Consider the following 20,692-nt stretch of genomic DNA (forward strand, 5'->3'; position numbering starts at 1 on the left):
TTTTTTCAACAATTCGCACGACATCTTGGGTAAGAACTCAACATTGAATGAGTTTTAGCTCGAATGTTCGCAAGTATGGAGTAATAAACATGGCTATTGTTACAGCTAAAGTAGCGGAAATCGTTAAAGCGAATGCCCGCGCAGCAAACGATACAGGCAGTCCTGAAGTTCAAGTAGCTTTATTGACCGCACGTATCAATGACTTAACAACTCACTTCAAAGCAAACGCTAAAGATCATCACAGCCGTCGTGGCTTGTTGAAGATGGTTAGCCGTCGCCGTCGTTTACTCGACTATTTGAAAGGTAAAGATTTAGATCGTTACCGCGCTTTGATTGATAAGCTCGGTCTACGTAAGTAATACCGACAATGCCTGCCTAAGTTAACTTTGGCAGGCATTATCGTTTTGAGCGGTCGGTGGCTGCTCGTAGTTAGGACCCGTGTCATTCCAAAGACAGCTTGTAAAGTCTCGTATCTTCAGCCTTTCTTTGGAATGGCATCCTTTCTCGGTCATCCCCCACGCTCCAGTGCTGCCATAGCGCTGCATTTCTATGGCAAATGTTGATTGGAGATATACATAAATGACGATGTTTAATAAAGTAGTAAAGAGTTTTCAATGGGGTTCACATACTGTTCGTATGGAAACAGGTGAAATTGCCCGTCAAGCAGGTGGTGCAGTATTAGTAGATGTGGATGACACAGTTATTTTGGCAACAGTGGTTGGTGCAAAAAATGCAAAGCCTGGCCAAAACTTCTTCCCTCTAACAGTTGATTATTTAGAGAAAACATACGCAGCAGGTAAGATCCCTGGCGGTTTTTTCCGTCGTGAAGGTCGTCCATCAGAAAGCGAAACATTGATTTCTCGCTTGATCGATCGTCCATTGCGTCCATTGTTCCCAGAAGGCTTCTTAAATGAAGTTCAGGTGGTGATTCACGTTGTGTCGATCAACCCTGATGTGCCTGCAGATATTCCTGCATTGATTGGCGCTTCTGCAGCTTTAGCTGTTTCTGGTATTCCTTTTGCTGGCCCAGTTGGCGCAGCCCGTGTGGGTTACAAAGATGGTCAGTATTTATTAAACCCAACTCGTACAGAGCAAGCAACCAGCGAATTGGATTTGATCGTGGCGGGTACGCAAGCAGCTGTGTTGATGGTGGAGTCAGAGGCTTACCAGTTATCTGAAGAGATCATGTTGGGTGCGGTTGTTTACGGTCACGAGCAAATGCAAACAGCGATCAATGCGATTAATGATCTTGTGCGCGAAGGTGGTAAACCTGAGTGGGATTGGCAAGCTGCTCCTAAGAATGAGCCAATGATTGCTAAAGTAACTGCATTGGCTGAAGCTGGTTTACGCGAAGCGTATCAAATTCGTCAAAAACAAGCTCGTTCATCTAAGTTGAAAGAAGTAACAAAAGATGTAATGGCTAAGCTTGCTGCTGAAGGTGAATTTGATGAAGTTGAAGTTAACAACATCATGTTTGAAATTGAAGCGAAGATCGTTCGTGGTCAAGTGTTGAATGGTGAGCCACGTATCGACGGTCGTGATACACGTACTGTTCGCCCAATCGAAATTCGTACAGGTGTATTGCCACGTACGCACGGTTCTGCATTGTTCACACGTGGTGAGACACAAGGTTTAGTCGTTGCTACGTTAGGTACTGCACGTGATGAGCAAATTATTGATGCTTTAGAAGGTGAGCAACGTGATCGTTTCATGTTCCACTACAACATGCCTCCGTTTGCTACTGGTGAAACAGGCCGTGTAGGTAGCCCAAAGCGTCGTGAAATTGGTCACGGCCGTTTAGCTAAGCGTGCATTGATTCCAGTATTGCCGTCTGCAGAAGAATTTGCATACAGCTTGCGTGTTGTTTCTGAGATCACAGAATCCAATGGTTCTTCATCCATGGCATCTGTATGTGGTGGTTGTTTAGCCATGATGGATGCAGGTGTTCCAGTGAAGGCACACGTTGCTGGTGTTGCAATGGGCTTGATTTTGGACGGTAACCGTTTTGCTGTTTTGACTGACATCTTGGGTGATGAAGATCACTTGGGTGACATGGACTTTAAAGTAGCGGGTACTTCAAACGGTATTACTGCTTTGCAGATGGATATCAAAGTACAAGGTATTACAAAAGAAATCATGCAGGTGGCTTTAGCACAAGCTAAAGAAGGCCGTTTGCATATCTTGAGCAAAATGCAAGAGTCTATGGGTGGCGTTCGTACAGAATTGTCTGCTCATGCTCCTCGTATGGTGACGATCAAGATTCATCCAGACAAGATTCGTGAAGTGATTGGTAAGGGCGGTGCAACGATCCAGGCTTTGACAAAAGAAACTGGTACAAGCATCGATATTACGGATGACGGTACAGTCACGATTGCTTCAACAAGTGCTGAAGGCATGGAAGAAGCGAAGCGTCGTATTGAGGGCATCACTGCTGAAGCTGAAGTGGGTAAGATCTACGAAGGTCCAGTTGTGAAGTTGCTTGAGTTTGGCGCATTGATCAACATTCTTCCTGGTAAAGATGGTTTGTTGCACATTTCTGAAATCGCTAACGAGCGCGTTAAGGATGTCAAAGACTACTTACAAGAAGGTCAAGTTGTACGCGTTAAATTGTTGGCGGCGGATGAGCGTGGACGTTTACGTTTATCTCTAAAAGCAGCTTGTGCTGATGAAGGAACTAGCATTGCTCCCTTGAATGGTGCTGCTCCAGAAGCTGACGCTGCTCCTGCTGAAGTTCAACAAGATCAACAGCAGTAATTTAATAAACGGCATGCGTGCTGTTGAGATTAGCCAATATGGCAGCTCGGATGTTCTGAAGGCGGTGACTCGACCAAGTTTGGTTGAGCCCGCTGTTGGTTCTGGTGAAGTGTTAATCCGAGTTCGAGCCGCCGGCATCAATCGCCCTGATGTTTTGCAACGTCAAGGTTTTTATCCAGTGCCGCCAGGCGCATCTGATTTACCTGGCTTGGAAATCGCTGGTGAGATTGTTGGTGGTGATTTATCTCATTCTGATAATTTTTTTAGTTTAGGTGTTGGGCATCGTGTCTGCGCATTGGTCGCAGGTGGTGCTTATGCGGAGTACTGCATTGCGCCTTTAGCGCAATGCTTACCTGTACCTAGAGGTTTGTCGGATGTTGAGGCGGCCAGCTTGCCTGAAACATTCTTTACGGTTTGGAGTAATGTTTTTGATCGCGCTCGCTTGGGTTTGGATGGGCGTGGACCTGAGACTTTATTGGTGCATGGTGGCAGTAGTGGCATTGGTGTGGCGGCGATTCAGATCGCAACAGCGCTGGGTCATGACGTCATTGTGACTGTGGGAGATGCTGTTAAAGCAAAAGCCTGTTTGGACTTGGGCGCTGTCTTAGCCATTAACTACAAAGAGCAGGATTTTGTGGAGGCGGTGAAGTCTCATACAGAAGGAGTTGGCGCTAACGTCATCTTGGATATGGTGGCGGGGTCTTATCTCAATCGTGGAATTAATTGTTTAGCGGATGATGGTCGTATTGTTATCATTGCTCACCAAGGGGGTAAATCCTCTGAGATTGACGTGGGGCAAGTGTTGCGCCGTCGTTTAACGATCACAGGATCGACTCTTAGAGCAAGACCAGTGGAATTTAAAGGGGCAATTGCTAGAGCCTTAAGAGCGTATGTATGGCCCTTGATCGAGTCAGGAAAAATTAAGCCAGTGATACATGAGATTTTTCCTTTGGAAGCTGCAGGGCAAGCTCATGCGCTAATGGAGTCAAGTCAGCATATTGGCAAAATAGTATTAACAATCGATGAAATCTAAAGAATTAGAGAAATCAATGAGACCACTCACTATCATTGGTAATTGGAAAATGAATGGCAGCTTGGCTGCCAATCAGCAAATGCTTGAGACTTTGCTGACACAAGGCACGCAGACATTAGAGTCGCGTTGCCATGATTTGCCTATCCGTGTTGGATTGTGCGTGCCTTACCCTTATTTGCCGCAAGCGCATCATTTGCTTAAAAATACAAAAGTGGCATTAGGTGCCCAGGATGTTTCTGATCATCCGAACGGTGCTTTTACAGGCGATGTAAGTGCCACCATGTTACAAGAGTTAGGGTGTGCTTATGTGATTGTGGGGCATTCGGAAAGACGTCAATACCATCAGGAAAATGATACCTTGGTGGCCAGAAAAGCCAAAGCTGCTTTGCAGGCTCACATGACACCGATTATCTGCGTTGGTGAAACTGAAAAAGAGTATGAAGAAGGTAAAACCTTAGTGGTTGTCAGAAGGCAGCTTCAAGCGGTTATTGATCTGCTTCAAGGGCAGATCGCCTCCTGCATCATTGCTTATGAGCCCGTATGGGCTATAGGTACCGGCAAAGTACCTACTCCTGCTGGCGCTCAAGAGGTTCATCGAGAATTAAGGTTGCAATTGGCTACTTTTGATGCAGAAGCCGCCGCAAAAGTAGCAATTTTGTACGGCGGTAGCCTAAAGGCTGATAATGCTAAAGAATTATTGGCGATGCCAGATATAGATGGTGGTTTAGTGGGTGGTGCATCTCTGGATGCACATGAGTTTCTGGCTTTGTGCCAAGCAGGTATTTAATTTAGTTTTTGGAGAATCAGATGGAATGGCTTAAGACATTATTGGTTGTTGTGCAAATTATCACAGCAGTGGGTGTAATCATTTTGGTATTGGTTCAGCAGGGTAAGGGTGCTGATATGGGTGCTGCTTTTGGCGGCGGTTCATCAGGTGGTTTATTTGGTGCATCAGGCTCAGCCAACTTCCTTTCACGCTTAACAGCCATTTTTGCAACAATTTTCTTCATTGCCACTCTTGGAATTACGCTTTTAAGCTCCACCAAGTCTGAAAATACGGGTGTTTTATCAGCTACAAGCGCTCCAGCACCTGTTGCGGAGTCAGAGGCCGCAAAAACAGCACCTAGTCCTGTACCGCCTGCGGCAGTTCCTGGTCAAAATATTCCAAAATAAGTCACTCTTAAGCTTAAAAAAACCTTAAAAAAGAAGCCTCATTGGGCTAGAATATTAGGGTTTTACCGTAGGCCGTCGTGGTGGAATTGGTAGACACGCTATCTTGAGGTGGTAGTGGCGTAAGCTGTGCGAGTTCGAGTCTCGCCGACGGCACCAAAATGGTTTGTTTTTCGCTTGTCAGATAGGCGAAAGACAGTTTAACGAAAATATAAAGTGTTGTTTTAGTTAAGAATTGGAACGCTCTTGAACTTAGAAGCTTATCTACCGGTATTGCTATTTATTCTCGTTGGTATTGGCGTGGGTTTAGCACCCATGGGTTTGGGAAAAATTCTCGGCCCCAATAAGCCTGACGCTGAAAAAGTCTCTCCTTATGAGTGCGGTTTCGACGCATTTGAAGATGCTCGCATGAAATTCGACGTTCGCTACTACTTGGTGGCGATACTTTTCATCCTTTTTGACTTAGAAACTGCTTTCCTTTTTCCATGGGGTGTTGCCTTAACGGATATTGGATGGCCTGGTTACATTTCAATGGCGATCTTCTTGTTGGAGTTTGTTATTGGTTTTGCCTACATCTGGAAGAAAGGCGCCCTTAACTGGGATTAAGGACTAGACATGGCTCTTGAAGGTATTTTAAAAGAAGGTTTTATCACTACATCAGCCGATAAGCTGATTAACTGGACGAGAACCGGCTCACTTTGGCCAATGACTTTTGGTTTGGCATGTTGCGCTGTGGAAATGATGCATGCGGGCGCCTCACGTTATGACTTAGACCGTTTTGGCGTTGTGTTTAGACCGTCTCCTCGCCAATCCGATCTGATGATTGTTGCGGGAACCTTATGTAACAAGATGGCTCCTGCTCTTCGCAAAGTGTATGACCAAATGCCTGAGCCTCGTTGGGTTATCTCAATGGGCTCTTGCGCTAACGGCGGTGGTTACTATCACTATTCTTATTCTGTAGTTCGCGGTTGTGATCGCATTGTTCCTGTAGATGTTTATGTGCCAGGATGTCCTCCAACGGCTGAGGCTTTGATGTACGGCATTATTCAGTTACAAGCCAAAATCAAGCGTACCAGCACGATTGCGAGAAAGGCTTGATATGACAGATTTGCTAACAGTGCTTCAAGGTCGTTTGGAGAAAGTGCTTGGTAAAAAAGTAGCCCGTATCCATGAGGCGCTTGGAGAATTGACCTTGGTGGTTCGTTCTGAAGATTATTTAGAAGTTGCTAAAACATTGCGAGATGAGCCAAGCTTGGGCTTCGAGCAACTCATCGATTTATGTGGTGTTGACTACAGCGATTACGACAATGCCACGTGGGAAGGTCCACGTTTTGCCGTTGTCAGCCACTTGCTGTCTGTGCAACATAACTGGCGTTTGCGTTTGAGAGTATTTGCACCAGAAGATGGATACCCATTGGTTGCTTCTGTGACACCCATCTGGAACTCTGCTAATTGGTTTGAGCGTGAAGCGTTTGACCTGTTTGGTATCTTGTTTGATGGTCATGATGACCTACGCCGCATTCTGACCGATTATGGTTTTATTGGTCACCCATTCCGAAAAGATTTCCCAGTTTCTGGCAACGTTGAAATGCGTTACGACCCAGAGCAAAAACGCGTCATCTATCAGCCCGTTACCATTGAGACTCGCGAAGTTACTCCAAGAGTGATTCGTGAAGAAAGCTACGGGGCATAAGTCATGGCAGAAATCAAAAATTACACACTTAACTTTGGCCCGCAGCATCCAGCAGCTCACGGTGTTTTGCGTCTTGTTTTAGAGTTAGACGGCGAGGTTATTCAACGTTCCGATCCGCACATTGGTTTACTTCACCGTGCCACTGAGAAATTAGCAGAGACACGGACATGGATTCAAAACGTGCCTTACATGGATCGTTTGGATTACGTATCCATGATGGCCAATGAGCATGCGTATGTGATGGCGATTGAAAAGCTATTGCAAGTGGATGTACCGGTGCGTGCGCAATACATCCGCGTCATGTTTGATGAGATTACTCGCTTGCTCAATCACTTATTGTGGATTGGTTGCCATGGTTTAGACGTGGGAGCGATGGGAGTATTCCTCTACGCATTCCGTGAACGCGAAGAACTGTTTGATATGTATGAAGCTGTTTCCGGCGCTCGCATGCATGCTGCATATTACCGTCCAGGTGGTGTTTATCGTGATCTACCGGACGTGATGCCTCAGTATTTGGCTAACAAGATTCGTGGCGAAAAAGCCGTCAAGAAACTCAATGAGAACCGCCAAGGTTCGTTATTGGATTTTATTGAAGACTTTACCAATCGTTTTCCTGGTTACGTGGATGAGTACGAGACACTGCTCACTGATAATCGTATCTGGAAGCAGCGTTTGGTTGGCATTGGTGTGGTAACGCCAGAGCGAGCATTGCAATTAGGCTTTACTGGTCCGATGTTGCGTGGCTCTGGTATCGAATGGGATTTGCGTAAGAAGCAACCTTATGAAGTCTACGATCAACTCAAGTTTGATATTCCGGTTGGGGTGAATGGTGACTCTTACGACCGTTATTTAGTTCGTGTTGAAGAGATGCGCCAATCCAACAAAATTATTCAGCAGTGTGTGGCGTGGTTGCGTGCTAACCCAGGTCCTGTGATGAGTGACAACCATAAAGTCACTAGTCCAAAACGTGTGGATATGAAATCCAACATGGAAGAGTTGATTCACCACTTTAAGTTATTTACCGAAGGTATTCACGTGCCAACAGGTGAGGCTTATGCAGCTGTAGAACATCCAAAAGGTGAGTTCGGTATTTATGCAATTTCTGATGGTGCAAACAAGCCGTATCGTTTGAAGATTCGTGCCCCAGGATTTGCACATTTAGCTGCTTTGGATGAAATGGCAAAAGGTCATATGTTGGCTGATGCTGTAACGATTATTGGTACGCAGGACATTGTGTTCGGCGAGATTGACCGCTAAAAGGATAAGAGCGACATGTTCTCTGTACAAGCCCGTGCTGAAATTGATCGCAATATTGCTAAGTACCCTGCTGATCAAAAGCAATCTGCTGTGATGGCTGCTTTGGTTGTAGCTCAAGACCAATATGGTTGGGTGACGCCTGAGTCGATTCAAGAGATTGCTGATATTTTAGAAATGCCACCAATTGCTGTGCAAGAGGTCGCTACTTTCTACAACATGTATGACACCAAACCGGTGGGTAAGTTCAAGCTGGCTGTTTGCACTAACTTACCTTGTGAGTTGTCGGGTGGTACACGTGCCGGTGAGTATCTCAAGAAAAAGTTAGGCATTGGCTACAACGAGACAACGCCGTGTGGCACATTCACTCTCAAAGAGGGTGAATGTATGGGAGCTTGCGGTGATGCGCCAGTGGCTATCGTGAACAATAAAACGATGTGCAGTTTTATGAGTAATGACAAATTAGATGCTTTGATTGAAGAATTAAAAGCAAAAGCTAAAGAGCAAGGGAGTGCAGTATGACAAGTTTGCACAACCGACATATTCAGCCATTAATTTTGGCTGGTTTAAGTGGCGATAACTGGCGCTTAAAAGATTATGTTGCCCGTGGTGGTTATGCTCAATTGCGTAAGATTTTGAGTGAAGGCACGACGCCTGAAGCTGTGATTGCTGAAGTAAAGGCATCAGGTTTACGTGGTCGTGGCGGTGCTGGTTTCCCAACAGGTTTGAAGTGGAGTTTTATGCCACGCCAGTTCCCTGGTAGCAAATACTTGGTTTGTAATACAGACGAAGGTGAGCCTGGTACTTTCAAAGATCGTGACATCATTCGATACAACCCGCACGCGTTAATTGAAGGCATGGCGATTGCTGCTTATGCCATGGGTATTGATGTGGGTTACAACTATATTCACGGAGAAATCTGGGAAGGTTATGCGCGCTTTGAAGAAGCTCTTGAAGAAGCACGTGCGGCAGGTTTCTTGGGTAACAAGATTTGTGGTTCAGAGTTTTCATTCCAGTTGCATGCGCATCATGGTTGGGGTGCTTATATCTGTGGTGAAGAAACTGCCTTGCTTGAATCTTTAGAGGGTAAAAAGGGCCAACCGCGTTTCAAACCGCCTTTCCCAGCCAGTTTTGGTTTGTACGGTAAGCCAACGACGATTAACAATACCGAGACCTTTGCTGCTGTACCGTTCATTTTTGCTGTGGGTGGTGAGACCTACGCTAAGTTGGGTAAACCGAATAACGGTGGCACCAAAATATTCTCAATTTCAGGTGACGTAGAGCGTCCTGGTAATTATGAGATTCCATTGGGCACATCCTTTGCTACGCTCTTAGATCTTGCGGGCGGCATGCGAGGCGGCAAAAAAATTAAAGCTGTGATTCCGGGTGGATCATCTGCGCCAGTGATTCCGGGTGCCATGATGATGGAAACCGACATGGATTACGACAGCATCGCTAAAGCGGGATCAATGTTGGGTTCTGGTGCTGTGATCGTGATGGATGAAACGCGTTGCATGGTGAAATCCTTGTTGCGTTTATCTTATTTCTATCACGAAGAATCATGTGGTCAATGCACACCTTGCCGCGAAGGTACAGGTTGGTTATGGCGCATAGTAAATCGTATTGAGCATGGCCAGGGTCGCCCAGAAGATTTAGATCTTTTGAACGATGTGGCAGCCAATATTCAAGGAAGAACTATTTGTGCATTAGGCGATGCTGCGGCAATGCCGGTGCGTGGCATGTTGAAGCATTACATGGATGAGTTTGCGTATCACGTTGAGCACAAGCGTTGCATTGTGCCGGCTTACGTTTAAGCGTCTCAGAGAGTTACGGGAAAAAAGATGGTTGAAATCGAAATTGATGGTAAATCGGTAGAAGTCGAGCAAGGCTCTATGGTGATGGATGCGGCCAAGAAAGTTGGTACGCACATTCCTCATTTTTGCTATCACAAGAAATTATCGATCGCGGCTAACTGCCGTATGTGTTTGGTGGAAGTAGAAAAGGCTCCTAAGCCTTTGCCTGCTTGCGCAACGCCTGTGACACCTGGCATGAAGATTCACACGCATTCTGAGAAAGCCATCCAAGCGCAAAAGTCGGTGATGGAGTTTTTGTTGATCAATCACCCATTGGATTGCCCTATTTGCGACCAGGGTGGTGAATGCCAGTTACAAGATTTAGCAGTTGGTTACGGTAAAACAACCTCACGTTACTCAGAAGAGAAGCGTGTGGTGTTCCATAAGAATGTGGGCCCATTAATTTCGATGGAAGAGATGAGTCGCTGCATTCACTGCACACGTTGCGTTCGATTCGGTCAAGAGATCGGTGGCGTGATGGAGTTGGGCATGCTTAACCGCGGCGAGCATTCAGAGATTACCTCGTTTGTTGGTCAATCAGTTGACTCTGAGTTATCGGGCAACATGATTGATTTGTGTCCGGTTGGCGCATTAACAAGCAAACCTTTCCGTTACTCAGCCCGCACTTGGGAATTGGGTCGTCGTCGTTCGGTTAGTCCGCATGACTCTATGGGTAGCAACATTGTTCTTCAAACGAAAGCCAATCAAGTTTTACGCACAGTTCCATTAGAGAACGAAGCACTTAATGAATGCTGGATCAGTGATAAAGACCGTTTTGCTTACGAAGGTTTGAATGGTGCTGATCGTTTGAAATCGCCGATGGTGAAGCAGGATAACGTATGGATTCAAACGGACTGGGAAACAGCTTTAGATTATGTTGCTCGCTCTTTGAACTCTATCAAAGCCGACCATGGTTCCGATGCGATTGCCGCACTGGCTCATCCTATGGCGAGTGTTGAAGAGTTATATCTTTTACAAAAAGTTGTACGTGATCTGGGCTCTAACAACATAGAAACTCGTTTACGCCAACAGGATGTGAGTGGGTTTGCTGAAGCAGCATCCAAAGCCCCTTGGTTGGGTATGAAGGTGGCGGATGTTTCTCAATTGCAGAGAGCTTTCTTCATCGGTAGCTTCTTACGTAAAGATCAACCGTTGTTAGCGGCACGTATTCGTGCGGCTTCAAAGCGTGGCCTTAAAGTGACTCGCTTGGGTGCTAGCTCAGAAGATTGGTTAATGCCTATCGCAGCAACTGCTTTGGCAACGCCTTCGAATTGGCCTGCTGAATTAGCGGGCGTGGCATCTGCAGTTGCTCAAGCTAAGGGTATTGGTGCGCCAAGTAATGCAACAGTTAGCGCTCATGCACAAGCCATTGCTGATAGCCTTTTAACGGGCGAGCGTAAAGCTATATTCCTTGGTTCTGCTGCTATGGCACATCCTCAGTTTGCGCAATTGCATGCTTACGCACAATTCATTGCCGAGCAAACCCAAGCTGTATTGGGATTCTTACCAGAAGGTGGTAACTCAGTGGGTGCTCACCTCGTGAAGGCAGTTTCCACTTCTGGAGTTCAAGGCATTCTTGGTAAGGATCTAAAAGCAGTGGTGATGCTCGGTGTAGAGCCTGGTGCTGATCTCATTGACCCTCAGTTAGCAAAGGCGGCATTGGCTAAAGCCGGTACTGTCATTGCTATGACTGCATTTGATAGTGCTGAGTTAAGAGAAGTGGCTGACGTATTGTTGCCAGTAACGCCTTACACAGAAACGTCCGGCAGTTATATCAATGCTGAAGGTACTTTGCAAACCGTTCAAGCGGCTGTTCGCCCACTTGGTGAAGCCCGTCCTGCATGGAAAGTATTAAGAGTGTTAGGCCAAGTGCTTGGTTTAGAAAACTACTACTTCAATAGTTCCGATGAGGTATTGGCTGAAGCTTTGCCAACTAACTTTGAAACTCAATTAAGTAATCAAACAACTATTGTTCCAGCGGTGACAAGTGTGTTCACACCAGCGATTGAACGTTTGACGGATGTGACGATTCACTCTACGGACCCGATTGTGCGCCGCGCGCCAGCATTGCAGTTAACGCAAGATGCTAAGCGAGCAGTCAAACTAGGTTTACCTAGCAATCTATTTGTTCAGTTAGGTTTAAAAGAAGGGGATGCAGTTAAGGTATCCCAATTGGGAGCTAGTGTTGTTATGCCAGCAACTGAAGACAAGCACCTCATGGATGGCGTGGTTCGCTTATCGGCTGGCACTGCTGCAAGTGCTGCCTTGGGTTCAATGAATGGTCAATTGTCAGTGGAGCGCGTATGAGCGATTTAATTCAAGCAATTAATACGCAAGGCCTTGCTCTATTTGGCGAGATGCTATGGCCAATCGTTTGGATCTTATTAAAGATAATCATCATTGTTCTCCCCATGTTTGGCTGCGTGGCTTATTTAACATTGTGGGAGCGTAAGCTAATTGGTTGGATGCATATTCGTTTGGGACCTAACCGTGTAGGACCTTTAGGTTTGTTACAGCCAATTGCCGATGCTCTTAAGTTATTACTTAAAGAAGTCATCATGCCAAGTAAAGCCAACAAGGTGCTTTACATTGTGGCGCCCGTGATGGTGATTGCTCCAGCATTTGCTGCTTGGGCAGTGATTCCTTTTCAAGCAGACATGGTGTTGGCCAATGTTAATGCGGGTCTTCTTTATGTGATGGCTATTACATCCATCGGGGTGTATGGCATTATCTTGGCAGGTTGGGCCTCTAACTCTAAATATGCATTCTTAGGTGCGATGCGCGCCTCAGCTCAGATGGTCTCTTATGAGATTGCCATGGGTTTTGGCCTTGCTGCAGTATTAGTGGTTTCGGGCACGCTTAACTTGTCGGATATTGTGAAGTCTCAGCAAAGCGGATACTTTGCGAGTATTGGCTTGAACTTCTTGTCATGGAACTGGTTACCTTTATTGCCAATGTTCCTGATCTACTTTATTTCAGGTGTTGCTGAATTGAACCGTCATCCATTTGATGTGGTTGAGGGCGAGTCTGAGATTGTTGCGGGTCACATGATTGAATACTCAGGTATGGCTTTTGCTATGTTCTTCTTGGCTGAGTATGCCAACATGATTTTGATTGCTGCTTTGACGTCGATCTTGTTCTTTGGGGGCTGGTCACCAATTGTGGATGCTCCAATCTTAAGAGATATCCCTGGATTTTTCTGGTTAGCAGGTAAGACCTTCTTCTTTTTGTCTTGCTTTATCTGGTTAAGAGCTTCTTTCCCACGTTATCGCTATGACCAATTGATGCGTTTAGGTTGGAAGGTATTCATGCCCATCTCTATCTTCTGGATTTTATTGTTGGGTGCTTGGGTATTGTCGCCCTGGTCAATTTGGAAATAAGGCGGAGAATAGATGATGTTTCAACGTATCCGTGAGTTTTTATCTAGCCTTCTATTGAAGGAACTTTTTCAGGGTTTAGCTGTTACTGGTAAGTATTTATTTAAAACAAAAAATACCATTCAATACCCAGAAGAGAAGACGCCAATGTCACCTCGTTTTCGTGGTGTGCATGCCTTGCGCCGTTATGAAAATGGCGAAGAGCGTTGCATTGCTTGCAAACTATGTGAGGCTGTTTGCCCGGCAATGGCAATCACGATTGAATCCGATCAACGGGATGATGGTTCACGTCGCACAACCCGTTATGACATTGATTTAACAAAATGCATTTTCTGTGGTTTCTGTGAGGAAGCTTGCCCCGTGGATGCCATTGTTGAAACCCACATTCATGAGTACCACGGTGAAAAACGTGGTGACTTGTATTTCACAAAAGAAATGTTATTGGCAATTGGCGATCGTTATGAGACTGAGATTGCAGCCAACAAATCAGCGGATGCTAAATACAAATGATGCTTGAACCTAAAACCCTTCTTTTTTATATTTTTGCAGCAATCTTAGTGATAGCTGCTTTGCGCGTTATTACGGCTCGCAATCCTGTTCATGCGGCTTTATTTTTGGTGCTCTCTTTCTTTACAGCCGCCGCCATTTGGATGTTGCTGGAAGCAGAGTTCTTGTCAATCATGTTGGTTTTGGTTTATGTCGGCGCCGTCATGGTTTTATTCCTATTTGTGGTGATGATGTTGGATCTGGATTTGGATCACTTGCGTAAGGATTTTCAAAAGTACTTGCCAGTGGCTTCCCTTGTGGGGGCAATCATTGTTGCTGAAATGGCTATTGTTTTGATTCGTGGCTTTATTGGGACAGCTCAGCCTGTTGCAGCATTCAGTCCTGAAGTGGCTGCCAACAACACAAAGGCGTTGGGTATTTTGCTCTACACCACTTATTTATTTAGCTTTGAAGTTGCGGGTGTTATTTTGTTGGTGGGCATTATTGCTGCAGTGGCCTTAACTTTGCGTCGTCGTAAAGATAAGAAGACTCAAGATATTGCTGAGCAAATTCGAACACGTAAAGAAGATCGTGTGCGTATCGTGACTTCTATGTCATCAAATTCTTCATCTGATCAGCAATAAGAAAAAGGAAAAGGACTTAGCTATGACTATCACGTTAGCCCACTACCTTGTTCTCGGTGCCATCCTGTTTGCGATTGGTGTTGTAGGTATTTTCTTAAATCGTAAAAACATCATTGTTTTGTTAATGGCCATTGAGTTGATGCTTTTGGCCGTCAACATGAATTTCATCGCTTTCTCACACTATTTAGGTGATATGAGCGGGCAGGTTTTTGTATTCTTTATTTTGACTGTTGCAGCGGCTGAAGCTGCTATTGGTTTAGCTATCTTAGTAACGATGTTCCGTAAGCTTGACACGATTCATGCTGAAGATCTTGGACAGCTGAAGGGCTAAGCAGAAATCTCATATGACAACTCCAACCTTAAATCCTCTAGTACTTCTAGCAATTCCATTAGCACCCTTATTAGGTTCTGCGATTGCTGGTTTATTTGGTACTAAATTCTTTGGCAACTTAATTGGTCGAACAGCATCGCATACCGTCACTATTTTAGGTGTGGCAATTGCTTGTCTCTTATCGTTCATGGTTTTGAATGATGTGATGGCGGGTGCTAGGTTCAATGAAACTATTTACACATGGATGCAATTAGGTGAGTTAAGCCTAGAAGTTGGCTTCTTGGTCGACCCTTTAACTGCCATGATGATGGTGGTGGTGACGTTTGTATCTTTGATGGTGCACATTTACACCATTGGCTATATGTCTGAGGACGAGGGGTATGCTCGCTTCTTCTCCTATATCTCATTGTTTACATTTGCCATGTTGATGTTGGTGATGAGTAATAACTTCTTGCAGCTTTTCTTTGGTTGGGAAGCTGTTGGATTGGTCTCCTATTTATTGATTGGCTTTTGGTACAAGCGACCTACAGCGATTTTTGCCAATATGAAAGCTTTCTTGGTGAATCGTGTAGGTGACTTTGGCTTCATCCTTGGTATTGGCCTGTTGTTGGCTTATAGCGGTAGCATGAGCTACAACGACGTCTTTGCTCAAAAAGAAATGATGTTGCAGCAAGTGTTGCCTGGTACCGATTGGAATCTTTTAACCGTGGCTTGCATCTGCTTATTCATCGGAGCGATGGGTAAATCAGCTCAGTTCCCATTACACGTTTGGTTGCCTGACTCGATGGAAGGCCCGACCCCCATTTCTGCATTGATTCACGCTGCCACTATGGTGACAGCGGGTATCTTCATGGTGAGCCGTATGTCACCGTTGTTTGAGTTATCTGATACGGCCTTGTCTTTTGTCTTAATCATTGGCTCGATCACTGCTTTGTTTATGGGTTTCTTGGGCATTGTGCAAAACGATATTAAGCGCGTCGTGGCTTATTCCACATTGTCACAGCTGGGCTATATGACAGTTGCCTTGGGTGTTTCAGCCTACCCAATTGCTGTATTCCATTTAATGACTCATGCATTCTTCAAGGCTCTTTTGTTCTTGGGAGCAGGTAGCGTGATCATGGGTATGCACCACGATCAAGACATGCGCAACATGGGTGGTCTATGGAAGTACATGCCGATTACTTGGTTGACCTCATTGCTTGGCTCTTTAGCCTTGATCGGCACACCATTCTTTTCTGGCTTCTACTCGAAAGATTCCATTATTGAAGCGGTAGCTGCAAGTCACATCTACGGTTCTGGATTTGCTTACTTTGCGGTCATGGCGGGTGTATTTATTACAGCCTTCTACTCATTCCGTATGTATTTCTTAGTATTCCACGGTAAAGAGCGCTTTGGTCAGGCACACGATGCTCATCACAGTGATGATCACCATGACGACCATCATGATGATCACCATCATGGTTTGGCTCCAGGTCAGAAACCTCATGAGTCTCCATGGGTTGTGACCTTGCCTTTGGTGCTTTTGGCCATCCCATCCGTTGTGATTGGTTATTTAGCGATTGGCCCAATGGTATTTGGTGAGTTTTTTGGCGACTCTATTTTGGTTGATGCCGTTAAGCATCCGGCCATGAAAGAGTTGTCTGATGCATTCCATGGTCCAGTTGCTATGGCATTTCATGCATTGCATACGCCAGTACTTTATTTGGCGCTCGGTGGCATTGTGACTGCTGCAGTTTTCTATTTATGGCTACCTCAAATACCTGCTTTCTTCGCACGGGTTCTTTCTCCTGTGAAGAAGGTATTGGATAACAAGTATTACTTGGATGACTTTAATCAAGCTGTATTTGCAAAAGGTGCTCGTTTGCTGGGTGCTGGCTTGTGGAAGGGTGCTGACCAAAAATTAATCGATGGTTTGATTGTGAATGGTAGTGCCAACATGATTGCGTACTTCTCTAGTCGTGTTCGTAAAGTTCAATCAGGCTTCTTGTATCACTACGCATTTGCAATGATCTTAGGTTTAATCGGTTTGATTGCCTGGATTTTGTACACCCATTTGGGCAGCATTCAATAAGACAACAGATAGAGCTCCTCCACATGATTCTTTCTTACGCAATTTGGTTACCAATTATTTTTGGTTTGATAATTTTGTTCACGGGTTCGGACAATAGCAAAGGCTATGTGCGAATCATGGCTTTGATTGGCTCGTTGATCAGCTTTGCCGTGACTTTGCCACTCATTAGTGGTTTTGATACCAGTACAGCCGCTATGCAGTTCGTAGAGCAGGTGTCTTGGATTCCTCGTTATGACATTAATTACTACTTGGGCGTTGATGGCATTTCCATGTGGTTTGTTGTTTTAACTGCCTTAATCACTGTGATTGTTGTGATTGCTGCGTGGGAAGTGATCACGGTTAATGTGGCGCAATACATGGCGGCATTCATGATCTTGTCAGGTCTCATGATTGGTGTCTTCGCAGCTTTGGATGGCATGCTGTTCTATGTGTTTTTTGAGGCCACATTGATTCCGATGTACATCATCATCGGTGTTTGGGGTGGTCCGAATCGCGTTTATGCCGCATTTAAATTCTTCTTGTACACCTTATTCGGCTCATTACTCACGCTAGTTGCAATTTTGTATCTCTATAACGTGACGGATACCTTTAGCATTTTGGCTTGGCATAAAGCGCCTTTAGATATTGTGGAGCAAGTCCTCTTATTTGGGGCGTTCTTCATGGCCTTTGCTGTGAAAGTGCCGATGTGGCCTGTGCATACCTGGTTGCCCGATGCTCACGTCGAAGCACCAACAGGTGGTTCTGTCGTTTTGGCAGCAATCATGTTGAAATTAGGCGCGTACGGCTTCTTGAGATTCTCTTTACCGATTGCTCCTGATGCTAGTCAGTATTTAGCACCGATTGTGATTACCTTGTCATTGGTCGCTGTGATCTATGTGGGTCTCGTGGCTTTGGTGCAATCCGATATGAAAAAGCTTGTGGCTTACTCATCGATTGCGCACATGGGTTTTGTGACTTTAGGCTTCTTTATCTTTAATCCGCTTGGGGTTGAGGGTGCCATCGTTCAGATGATTTCACACGGTTTTATTTCAGCTGCGATGTTCTTAAGTATTGGCGTGCTGTATGACCGTATGCATTCTCGTCAAATAGCTGATTACGGTGGCGTGGTTAATAAGATGCCTAAGTTCACCGCTTTTGCTGTGTTATTCGCTATGGCCAATTGTGGTTTACCTGCAACCTCTGGTTTCGTTGGTGAGTTCATGGTGATATTGGCGGCAGTTGATTATGATTTTGTGATTGGTATTTTGGCTGCTACCGCTTTGATCTTGGGCGCGGCTTATTCTCTTTGGATGACCAAGCGAGTCTTCTTTGGTGAAGTGACCAATAAGCATGTTGAAGAGTTAACCGATATTAATAAACGCGAATTTTTAATCATGGGCATCTTGGCAATCTTTACGATTGGCATGGGTGTTTATCCAAAACCATTTACTGATGTGATGCATGTTTCTGTTATCGAGCTTTTAAAGCACGTTGCAGTTAGCAAGCTTTGATCCTGATTTAGGAAAGAAAAAAATATGCAAGCGATTGACCTGATTGCCATGTTGCCGGAGCTAGTTCTCCTTTCAGTTGCCTGTTTGCTGTTGCTAACAGCATTCATGAATGAGCCGCAGGCTAATGATGATGATATTTTTTACACTCCTCGTGGCACAGGGTTAGCTTATAACGTCACCTTAGCAACGTTAATTGGCTTAAGTGCTGCTTTTGGTTTGCAAGCCGTTGACCAGCCCATTCATGCTTTTAATAATTTATTTGTGGTTGATGCTTTATCAAGCCTTCTTAAATCAGTATCTTGTTTGGCAGTTTTCATCAGCTTGATTTACTCCAAAAAGTACCTGATGGATCGTGGTTTATTCAGAGTTGATTTCATTGTTTTGACCCTGTTAGCTTTAGTCGGTCAGTGCATCATGATTTCAGGTTCTAACTTATTGACACTTTATTTGGGTCTTGAGTTATTGGCTTTGCCAACTTACGCCATCGTTGCGATGCGACGTGATTCAGCCCTGTCTGCTGAGTCGGCTATGAAATATTTCATCTTGGGCGCATTGGCATCAGGCTTCTTGTTGTACGGTATTTCCATGTTGTATGGCGCTACAGGAAGTCTTGATTTGGATGAGATTCTTAAGGCCGTTGGCGATGATCGTATTAATAAGTTAGTGCTAGCGTTTGCTGTTGTATTCATTGTTTCAGGCTTGGCATTCAAGTTAGGTGTTGCTCCATTCCATATGTGGGTGCCAGACGTTTACCAGGGTGCACCAACAGCGATCACACTCATGATTGCTGGAGCACCTAAATTAGCCGTATTTGCTTTGATGTACCGCTTATTGGTGGGTGGTTTATTACCATTAACTCAAGACTGGCAACCAATGATCATGATTTTGGCTGTTCTGTCGTTGGTCATTGGTAACTTAACAGCGATTGCGCAAACCAATATCAAGCGGATGTTGGCGTACTCCACTATTTCTCACATGGGTTTCATGATTCTTGGCATGTTGTCGATTTTTGATGAGCACGCCTACAGTGCAGCACTTTTCTATGCTGTGACTTACGTATTAACTACTTTGGGCTCTTTTGGCTTATTGATGATTTTGTCTCGTCAAGGTTATGAGTGTGAGACTCTTGATGATCTCAAGGGCTTAAATCGTCGTAACCCATGGATGGCTTTTATGGGGCTGGTATTGATGTTCTCTTTGGCAGGTATTCCGCCAACAGTGGGTTTTGCCGCAAAGCTATCGATCCTTGAAACCTTGGTGGATGGTGGTTATCTCTATTTAGCGATTATTGCTGTGTTGACATCTCTAGTGGGCGCTTTCTACTATCTAAGAGTTGTGAAAGTGATGTACTTTGATGAGCCTACTCAGACCGCCCCGATTGAAGGTGGTGGTGTTGCCAAAACTCTCTTTACCCTCAATGGTTTATTTGTTTTGTTGTGCGGCATTTATCCAGCTACGTTAATGGCACTTTGTTTATCGGCCATGTCAAAAACCCTACTGAGTTGATGCAACGCCTGTTAATTGAAATTCAGTTAAGATCATCGCATTACTCATTGGATAGATCAGGAAGCAATTTATGGCACCTGCAGGTTTAAGCGCAGAATCGTGGTTAGTGATATTAATTGCTCTAGTAGCAGCCAATATTTCTTTTTTCTCGCCAAAGTTTTTATTTGTAAAAACTTTGGCGGATAAGCATATTGGATGGTGTTTGCTTGAAATGTTATTTTGGTATGCCGTAGTTGGTTTTGTGGCTTACATTTTTGAGAGCATGATTGGTAATCCATTCTCTAAACGTTGGGAATTCTACGCTGTGACTGTCTGCCTATTTTTAGTGGGAGCATTCCCGGGCTTTACTTGGCGTTTTTTAGTCAAACATCGTCAGTCAGCGCAAAACTAATCACCATGGCTTATCCAGAAAAATCGTGGTCTGATTTATCAGAGTCGGATCTCCATCTGCGTGAAGTGTGTGTGACATCCGAGGATGCTTACCAAGGTAAGTTTCTAAAGTTAAAAAAAGATACCGTGGCATTGCCAGATGGCAAGGAAACTTATCGAGAATATTTGATCCATCCGGGCGCTGTTGCTATTTTGCCGGTTCTGGATGACGGGCGGATTTTGCTTGAGCGACAGTTTCGCTACCCTGTCGATCAAGCCATGATTGAAATTCCTGCAGGCAAATTGGAGCTAGGTGAAGACCCGCTTTTATGTGCTCAAAGAGAGCTTCTGGAGGAAACTGGATATACCGCTAGCTCTTGGGAATTTTTGGGGCGCATTCATCCTGTTATTTCTTACTCAACCGAGTTTATTGATATTTACTTAGCCAAAGGGCTTCGCGCAGGCGAACGATGCTTGGATGAGGGTGAGTTCTTAGATGTCTTTGCAGCGACTCTAGAAGAGATGCATCAGTGGATAGCTGTTGGGCAAATTACTGATGTGAAGACTATCATTTCAATCTATCACTTAGCTAGAAAAACTTCATAGAGCTGCCACTCTGGAGCGGCTCTCTAATAATCTAAAAAAATCCTTATTTATTAAT

The 20,692-nt window shown here is 44.9% G+C and carries 21 protein-coding genes and 1 tRNA gene; all 22 read left to right on the forward strand.

Annotated elements, in window-relative coordinates:
- Window positions 1–89 precede the first annotated feature (89 nt).
- The 22 genes from rpsO (at window position 90) to ICN28_RS08495 (ending at window position 20,637) form a co-directional block, all read left to right on the forward strand.
- The gene (gene rpsO / locus ICN28_RS08390; RefSeq protein ID WP_216287801.1) at window positions 90–359 is read left to right on the forward strand and encodes a 30S ribosomal protein S15; all 270 of its coding nucleotides are present in this window, start codon (window positions 90–92) and stop codon (window positions 357–359) included.
- Window positions 360–579: 220 nt separating this feature from the next.
- Window positions 580–2,754 carry a polyribonucleotide nucleotidyltransferase gene (gene pnp / locus ICN28_RS08395; protein WP_216287803.1) on the forward strand — a complete coding sequence of 725 codons (2,175 nt, stop codon included), beginning with the start codon at window positions 580–582 and terminating at the stop codon, window positions 2,752–2,754.
- Between the two features lie 13 nt (window positions 2,755–2,767).
- Complete coding sequence (locus ICN28_RS08400) at window positions 2,768–3,787, forward strand: NAD(P)H-quinone oxidoreductase (protein ID WP_216287805.1); 1,020 nt, start codon at window positions 2,768–2,770, stop codon at window positions 3,785–3,787.
- A gap of 16 nt (window positions 3,788–3,803) precedes the next feature.
- Window positions 3,804–4,574: a triose-phosphate isomerase gene (tpiA, locus tag ICN28_RS08405; RefSeq protein WP_216287807.1), complete on the forward strand. Its 771-nt coding sequence runs from the start codon at window positions 3,804–3,806 to the stop codon at window positions 4,572–4,574.
- Window positions 4,575–4,594: 20 nt separating this feature from the next.
- Complete coding sequence (secG, locus tag ICN28_RS08410) at window positions 4,595–4,960, forward strand: preprotein translocase subunit SecG (RefSeq protein WP_216287816.1); 366 nt, start codon at window positions 4,595–4,597, stop codon at window positions 4,958–4,960.
- A 71-nt stretch (window positions 4,961–5,031) separates the two neighbouring features.
- Window positions 5,032–5,116 (forward strand) — tRNA-Leu (locus ICN28_RS08415).
- Window positions 5,117–5,203: 87 nt separating this feature from the next.
- The gene (locus ICN28_RS08420; RefSeq protein ID WP_216287820.1) at window positions 5,204–5,563 is read left to right on the forward strand and encodes an NADH-quinone oxidoreductase subunit A; all 360 of its coding nucleotides are present in this window, start codon (window positions 5,204–5,206) and stop codon (window positions 5,561–5,563) included.
- 9 nt (window positions 5,564–5,572) lie between these two features.
- Complete coding sequence (locus ICN28_RS08425; RefSeq protein WP_216287822.1) at window positions 5,573–6,055, forward strand: NADH-quinone oxidoreductase subunit B family protein; 483 nt, start codon at window positions 5,573–5,575, stop codon at window positions 6,053–6,055.
- 1 nt (window position 6,056) lies between these two features.
- Window positions 6,057–6,650, forward strand: coding sequence for an NADH-quinone oxidoreductase subunit C (locus tag ICN28_RS08430; protein WP_216287823.1), 594 nt, complete (start codon window positions 6,057–6,059; stop codon window positions 6,648–6,650).
- Between the two features lie 3 nt (window positions 6,651–6,653).
- Window positions 6,654–7,907: an NADH-quinone oxidoreductase subunit D gene (locus ICN28_RS08435; protein WP_216287825.1), complete on the forward strand. Its 1,254-nt coding sequence runs from the start codon at window positions 6,654–6,656 to the stop codon at window positions 7,905–7,907.
- A gap of 15 nt (window positions 7,908–7,922) precedes the next feature.
- Window positions 7,923–8,426, forward strand: coding sequence for an NADH-quinone oxidoreductase subunit NuoE (nuoE, locus tag ICN28_RS08440; protein WP_216287826.1), 504 nt, complete (start codon window positions 7,923–7,925; stop codon window positions 8,424–8,426).
- The gene (gene nuoF, locus ICN28_RS08445) at window positions 8,423–9,718 is read left to right on the forward strand and encodes an NADH-quinone oxidoreductase subunit NuoF (protein ID WP_216287827.1); all 1,296 of its coding nucleotides are present in this window, start codon (window positions 8,423–8,425) and stop codon (window positions 9,716–9,718) included. The genes nuoE and nuoF overlap by 4 nt, the downstream gene beginning before the upstream one ends.
- 27 nt (window positions 9,719–9,745) lie before the next feature.
- Window positions 9,746–12,064, forward strand: coding sequence for an NADH-quinone oxidoreductase subunit NuoG (nuoG, locus tag ICN28_RS08450; protein ID WP_216287828.1), 2,319 nt, complete (start codon window positions 9,746–9,748; stop codon window positions 12,062–12,064).
- The gene (nuoH, locus tag ICN28_RS08455) at window positions 12,061–13,137 is read left to right on the forward strand and encodes an NADH-quinone oxidoreductase subunit NuoH (RefSeq protein WP_216287829.1); all 1,077 of its coding nucleotides are present in this window, start codon (window positions 12,061–12,063) and stop codon (window positions 13,135–13,137) included. The genes nuoG and nuoH overlap by 4 nt, the downstream gene beginning before the upstream one ends.
- A 15-nt stretch (window positions 13,138–13,152) precedes the next feature.
- Entirely contained in the window at window positions 13,153–13,644 is a 492-nt protein-coding gene (nuoI, locus tag ICN28_RS08460; RefSeq protein ID WP_216288219.1) for an NADH-quinone oxidoreductase subunit NuoI, read from the forward strand.
- A complete protein-coding gene (locus ICN28_RS08465; protein WP_216287834.1) occupies window positions 13,641–14,264 on the forward strand; it encodes an NADH-quinone oxidoreductase subunit J in 624 nt (207 codons plus the stop codon). Before nuoI ends, ICN28_RS08465 begins: the two co-directional genes overlap by 4 nt.
- A gap of 22 nt (window positions 14,265–14,286) precedes the next feature.
- Complete coding sequence (gene nuoK / locus ICN28_RS08470) at window positions 14,287–14,595, forward strand: NADH-quinone oxidoreductase subunit NuoK (protein WP_216287838.1); 309 nt, start codon at window positions 14,287–14,289, stop codon at window positions 14,593–14,595.
- Between the two features lie 13 nt (window positions 14,596–14,608).
- A complete protein-coding gene (gene nuoL, locus ICN28_RS08475; RefSeq protein ID WP_216287847.1) occupies window positions 14,609–16,666 on the forward strand; it encodes an NADH-quinone oxidoreductase subunit L in 2,058 nt (685 codons plus the stop codon).
- Window positions 16,667–16,689: 23 nt separating this feature from the next.
- Entirely contained in the window at window positions 16,690–18,156 is a 1,467-nt protein-coding gene (locus tag ICN28_RS08480) for an NADH-quinone oxidoreductase subunit M (RefSeq protein WP_216287849.1), read from the forward strand.
- 24 nt (window positions 18,157–18,180) lie between these two features.
- Window positions 18,181–19,662, forward strand: a complete 1,482-nt coding sequence (nuoN, locus tag ICN28_RS08485) for an NADH-quinone oxidoreductase subunit NuoN (protein WP_216287851.1) — start codon at window positions 18,181–18,183, stop codon at window positions 19,660–19,662.
- Window positions 19,663–19,732: 70 nt separating this feature from the next.
- Window positions 19,733–20,053, forward strand: a complete 321-nt coding sequence (locus tag ICN28_RS08490; protein ID WP_216287853.1) for a DUF2818 family protein — start codon at window positions 19,733–19,735, stop codon at window positions 20,051–20,053.
- Between the two features lie 5 nt (window positions 20,054–20,058).
- Window positions 20,059–20,637 (forward strand): NUDIX domain-containing protein, encoded by a 579-nt coding sequence (locus ICN28_RS08495; RefSeq protein ID WP_216287855.1) that lies wholly within the window; start codon window positions 20,059–20,061, stop codon window positions 20,635–20,637.
- Window positions 20,638–20,692: the final 55 nt, after the last annotated feature.

The organism is Polynucleobacter sp. 30F-ANTBAC, assembly GCF_018882385.1.
GTDB lineage: Bacteria > Pseudomonadota > Gammaproteobacteria > Burkholderiales > Burkholderiaceae > Polynucleobacter.

Bases quoted from the DNA above. Each gene is read 5' to 3' on its own strand.
- rpsO (WP_216287801.1), top strand. From the start codon at position 90: ATGGCTATTGTTACAGCTAAAGTAGCGGAAATCGTTAAAGCGAATGCC.
- pnp (WP_216287803.1), top strand. From the start codon at position 580: ATGACGATGTTTAATAAAGTAGTAAAGAGTTTTCAATGGGGTTCACAT.
- ICN28_RS08400 (WP_216287805.1), top strand. From the start codon at position 2,768: ATGCGTGCTGTTGAGATTAGCCAATATGGCAGCTCGGATGTTCTGAAG.
- tpiA (WP_216287807.1), top strand. From the start codon at position 3,804: ATGAGACCACTCACTATCATTGGTAATTGGAAAATGAATGGCAGCTTG.
- secG (WP_216287816.1), top strand. From the start codon at position 4,595: ATGGAATGGCTTAAGACATTATTGGTTGTTGTGCAAATTATCACAGCA.
- ICN28_RS08425 (WP_216287822.1), top strand. From the start codon at position 5,573: ATGGCTCTTGAAGGTATTTTAAAAGAAGGTTTTATCACTACATCAGCC.
- ICN28_RS08430 (WP_216287823.1), top strand. From the start codon at position 6,057: ATGACAGATTTGCTAACAGTGCTTCAAGGTCGTTTGGAGAAAGTGCTT.
- ICN28_RS08435 (WP_216287825.1), top strand. From the start codon at position 6,654: ATGGCAGAAATCAAAAATTACACACTTAACTTTGGCCCGCAGCATCCA.
- nuoE (WP_216287826.1), top strand. From the start codon at position 7,923: ATGTTCTCTGTACAAGCCCGTGCTGAAATTGATCGCAATATTGCTAAG.
- nuoF (WP_216287827.1), top strand. From the start codon at position 8,423: ATGACAAGTTTGCACAACCGACATATTCAGCCATTAATTTTGGCTGGT.
- nuoG (WP_216287828.1), top strand. From the start codon at position 9,746: ATGGTTGAAATCGAAATTGATGGTAAATCGGTAGAAGTCGAGCAAGGC.
- nuoH (WP_216287829.1), top strand. From the start codon at position 12,061: ATGAGCGATTTAATTCAAGCAATTAATACGCAAGGCCTTGCTCTATTT.
- nuoI (WP_216288219.1), top strand. From the start codon at position 13,153: ATGTTTCAACGTATCCGTGAGTTTTTATCTAGCCTTCTATTGAAGGAA.
- ICN28_RS08465 (WP_216287834.1), top strand. From the start codon at position 13,641: ATGATGCTTGAACCTAAAACCCTTCTTTTTTATATTTTTGCAGCAATC.
- nuoK (WP_216287838.1), top strand. From the start codon at position 14,287: ATGACTATCACGTTAGCCCACTACCTTGTTCTCGGTGCCATCCTGTTT.
- nuoL (WP_216287847.1), top strand. From the start codon at position 14,609: ATGACAACTCCAACCTTAAATCCTCTAGTACTTCTAGCAATTCCATTA.
- ICN28_RS08480 (WP_216287849.1), top strand. From the start codon at position 16,690: ATGATTCTTTCTTACGCAATTTGGTTACCAATTATTTTTGGTTTGATA.
- nuoN (WP_216287851.1), top strand. From the start codon at position 18,181: ATGCAAGCGATTGACCTGATTGCCATGTTGCCGGAGCTAGTTCTCCTT.
- ICN28_RS08490 (WP_216287853.1), top strand. From the start codon at position 19,733: ATGGCACCTGCAGGTTTAAGCGCAGAATCGTGGTTAGTGATATTAATT.
- ICN28_RS08495 (WP_216287855.1), top strand. From the start codon at position 20,059: ATGGCTTATCCAGAAAAATCGTGGTCTGATTTATCAGAGTCGGATCTC.